The organism is Nostoc sp. UIC 10890, assembly GCF_054786515.1.
Genome location: NZ_JBSGKF010000063.1, coordinates 1 through 4,266 on the forward strand (window position 1 = coordinate 1; position 4,266 = coordinate 4,266).

The 4,266-nt window shown below is 45.1% G+C and carries 2 protein-coding genes; both read left to right on the plus strand.

What is annotated here, in order from left to right; genetic code table 11:
• Positions 1 to 701, plus strand: a 701-nt coding sequence (locus tag ACWATR_RS38750; RefSeq protein WP_460345332.1) for a hypothetical protein, incomplete at its 5' end; no start/stop codon positions are given.
• Positions 702 to 960: 259 nt separating this feature from the next.
• Positions 961 to 4,266 (plus strand): PriCT-2 domain-containing protein (locus ACWATR_RS38755; protein WP_460345335.1); only part of this gene is annotated, 3,306 nt, incomplete at its 3' end.

Sequence of the window (4,266 nt, forward strand, 5' to 3'; positions counted from 1 at the left end):
CCGATTTTCAACTCCCGCCGCACAACGAACCGGCATTAGAGATGCTTAGGGAGGCGAAAGACTATGCGTCCACTCAAGCTCTAGCGGCTGGTGCTGCTGCGCTGGCTACAGGAGGCATAATTCATCCATTTGGATGGGTTCTTTTTGGATTGGCTTACAAGCCGTTGATACGAATTCAAAAACTTGCGCGGCTGGAAAAATTAACAGCCCTACTTTTGAATGAGTTTAAAAGCCAGGGTATACAAGTCTTTCCAGTGCTAAAGCCCGAAGACAAGAACCCCATCGACTTGTTTATTAGGTTTCCGAGAAAGACACATCTGTTTATCTCCATCCGTTCACGGGGAGATAGTCAGGTGGTCTACAACGAAAAAAGGGAAATTCTACAGGTGAAAAAGAAAGATAAAAATGGTTTAACCACCTGGAAACCCTGCCCATTAGTTGAGCTATCGGATTACGAGAGATGGCTGACTAAAAATAGAGATTTGTTTGGAATGTCCTCGAAAGAGGTAACAAAAACACCGACAGCAAAAGTTTTGGTCTTATGGAGTCCAACTCAGGCAGCATCTGACCACAACCCACATCTTTATTCTGAGATGGGCAGTATGAAAATTCTGGCTCTCAGGAGAAAAGGTACTACGTTTGTAATTCAAGAGGAGGAAGTAACCGAGTTCATCAAGGCTTGGTTAGCCAAGTACGAATAGGCTAAAAGCTGAAAACCCTAAGTCTCGATGAGACAAACGGGCTTTCAATTGGAATTGGGGTATAGGTTTCGCCGCCTAATTAATATCCCTAATAGTAATCTTATCAAACCTTTTTGAGTGTTAAGCAATTGTAACACTGGCTACACAAAAAACGGCAACTCAGGAATTTTATCAAATTCGATTTCTGAACGTTTGTACTAAAAGATTACTTTCGGGATAGCTCCAATTCCTCCAACACACTTCAGGAGGAATAGCTCTCATGTCACCATTACAACAATTTAATCACTCAGTATCGGCGCAATCAGCAGGCCAATCAGAAACTTTTTCTGCTGTAAAGACAAAACTTGAGTTGATTGAGAGTCGGATAATCAAGTTTGCGTTTAACGCCACTGGCAGAAACAAAGACTGGGACTTTAAGAAGCTGGCCGGCAACTTCGTTGATGTAGAAGGCACTCTAGCCGATGTCCAGCACCACATTAAAGCAGGTCACGCCATCTGTGCTGGCTTGTTGGATGGTAAATGGCGCAGTAAGGCTAATATTATCGGTTCTCAGTGGCTATTACTCGACATTGATAATTCCGATGTTGCCCGTGATGCTTATGACAAGCCAATCAAGGACGAAAACGGAAATTCTATCAAAGTTTACAAGCACCAATTAACCATAGAAGAAGCCTTAGCCCATCCCTTCATTAAAAAACACTGTGCTTTAATTTACACTACTGCCAGTCACAAACAAGACTGGCATAAATTCCGGTTGGTTTTCCTTCTCCCCGAATATGTCCAAGGCGCTGATACTGTAGAAGCTTGTACACGCTTCCTAATGCAGCAGTTACCGCATGATCCAGCTTGTAAAGATGCAAGTCGTGTTTTCTACGGCAGCACAGAAGCAGAATTCCCCCTGGTAAACCCTGAAGCCACAATACCCGCAGAATGGATAAGTGAGGCGATCGCGATCGCGCAACAGGAACGTATTGAGTATCAGCGACGAATTCAAGAAATTGAGTCACGGCGTAAAGAGTGGCGTGAGATTTCCCTCACTGAAGGCTGGGACATTGACCAGCTAATCCAAAACGCGCTTTCATTCATCCCACCGCGCACCCCAGGAAGCGGCAATTATGACGAATGCCGTCAGGTGTTGATGGCACTAGTTAACCATTATGGGGCATCTGAAGCGGAAATTATAGCCGAGCAGTGGTCGCCCAGTATCAAAGGCTCAACTTGGAACATCCACGCCAAGATTCGCAGTTTTCGGCGTGGGGGAATTACGATCGGTACACTCTTTCACATTGCTAAACAGTATGGCTTTCGCTTCCCGCAACGGCAGTATGAATATAACGAACGCGACGAAGGAGTAATTAGCCGTGAAGAGTGGGAACTGGGGCGAGTCAGAGAGGACTTGAGCAGCTTCCAAAATTTATTAAGGCAAGCGATTGCTCCATTTAGTTCGATATTTAAAGGATTTAAAGCCCCACCAACACGCAAGCTCTTACCCGAAATTGACACGCCTTCGTCCAATGTAATTATTTACAAGCCCGGCAATATCCCGTACATAACTGAAGTTACAGGCAATATCTCTATCTCCTGCCAGCCGGATGAACATATTACCGCTTGGGTGGAAGCTGTTTCTAAAGGCTGGACACAAATCTTAGATAATTCCCACCCTGGACTAGGTAAGTCTTACAACGCGGGGCAACTGACAGCGACCTTATTCGGCGTTGATAAACTAATTTACCAGGATGCCAACCACAGAAACCCATCTACTCTACCGATTGAAGAAAACTTTGTTGACCTGCCAGTGCGTCACAACGGTTTTAAACTAGATCCTACCCGCAAAACTCCTACAGGCGAGGACTTTAAACTGTGGACTAAAGCGGGTGAAACTGCCGACACTGATGGCAATTGTCACAGAACTTATTTATTTAACGCATTTCGTAACAAGAATTTTAGCAGCCTTGATTTTGAAGAGAGCGGCATCAGCCCCATCTGTGGCGGTTGTTCCCTTAAGAATCAGTGCCGTTTTGCCAGTGGTGACGGTTTTGGCTTCCGGTTTCAAAAGCGCAGTGCAATTCAAAATTATTCCGAACTCAGAGCGCATCCTGACTCTACACCAGTTACCTTAACTAACGCTGCTGACCAAAATTTCACCGTTGGGCGGTTATGGGAAGAAGCAGGAACACTCATTAAGCCCGTGCGTAGTGTTGATGTAAACCTCAGCGATTTTGAAACCACCATAGGCAAGCTGCTACTGTTGGAACCAAATATAATGTCACAGCTGCAACCTGCACTCTTGGTTTTACACCAACTGTTAACTCAACAACTTAAATCTGCTGGACGCTACGGCTTTGATGATGCCAGTATCCGTGCGCTGCTGCCCCCTTTCCCCACAGGTTTAGATATCGAAGCGATTCAGCAAACTGTAGAACCTGATTTAACTTTCTTAGAAGACTTGGACTCAATTGATATTACCCAAGATAAACAACTCAAAAAAAGTGCTGCGGCTCGTTATGCTGCCAAAAAGGTAGTTAAAGACAGCGCACGAACCGCCGGGAGAGAGTTTCTTGACTTGCCTAATTACTGGTTGCCTGACTTTCTGGAAGCTTGGAAAGGTGATGGTAGTTTTCAGTCAGGGTGGGGTGTACTCAGCATTTACCGCCGAAATCCCAAACATACTGAATTGGCCCACTCTGCAAAATTTAATATTTATCTTGATGCCACATTCAAATCCCAACAGTTGAAATTGAAACTGGGCATCAGTGACCCTGTATTAATTATTGAGCAACAACGCCCAGACTACGACAATTTAAAAGTGGTCAACGTCACTGGGCTGGGTAAACTGCCCAAAAATCGTTCTTCTCCACTTACTGCCCGTGTTAATGCCCTCAAAGAAACCTTAAAAAAACTCTGCCCCACCCTTGGCATTATCGATTGGAAACAGATTGCAACCCAAGCCGAAGGCCGCACAGAATACGGTCACTTTGTTGATGGGCGTGGTGTTAATCGGTTTAGTGACGTTGCAGCGATCGCAAGTTTTGGCATTCCCTACCAAAACATCGGTGTTTTAGCAGCACAGTATCAGGTGATGACTGGTGAACCAGTCAACCTGGAAGATAAAAATAGCGCTTTCCAAAAGTATCTCACAGACCTGCTAAGAGCAGAAATCATCCAAGAGATTGGGCGATTACGCGCTCATCGTCGCCCCAATGTGGAGCTAACATTCTACTTCTGCGCTGACTATGACCTTAGTTTTCTCTTAGATGAACTGCCCGGAGTCAAGTTAGAGGTTGTCGATGCCTGTACTTTATGCACCGAAGCGGGTAGCCGAGATCAGCAAACCGGACACGCCATTGTCAGAGCCTTTACCCAGCTTTGGCAGTCACACCAAAAAATTGGACAAAAGGCGATCGCCAAAATCATAGACACTACCCAAGGATGGGTGAGCCGATTTACCCAACGCTGGGGGGGCTGGCAGCACTTTAAAAAATTATTACTCTTGCTATTAGATAGTCTTAATAGCGGTAGTAATAAAAATTTGGCTGAATTAACCGATGATGAAAAGTGGCTAGCG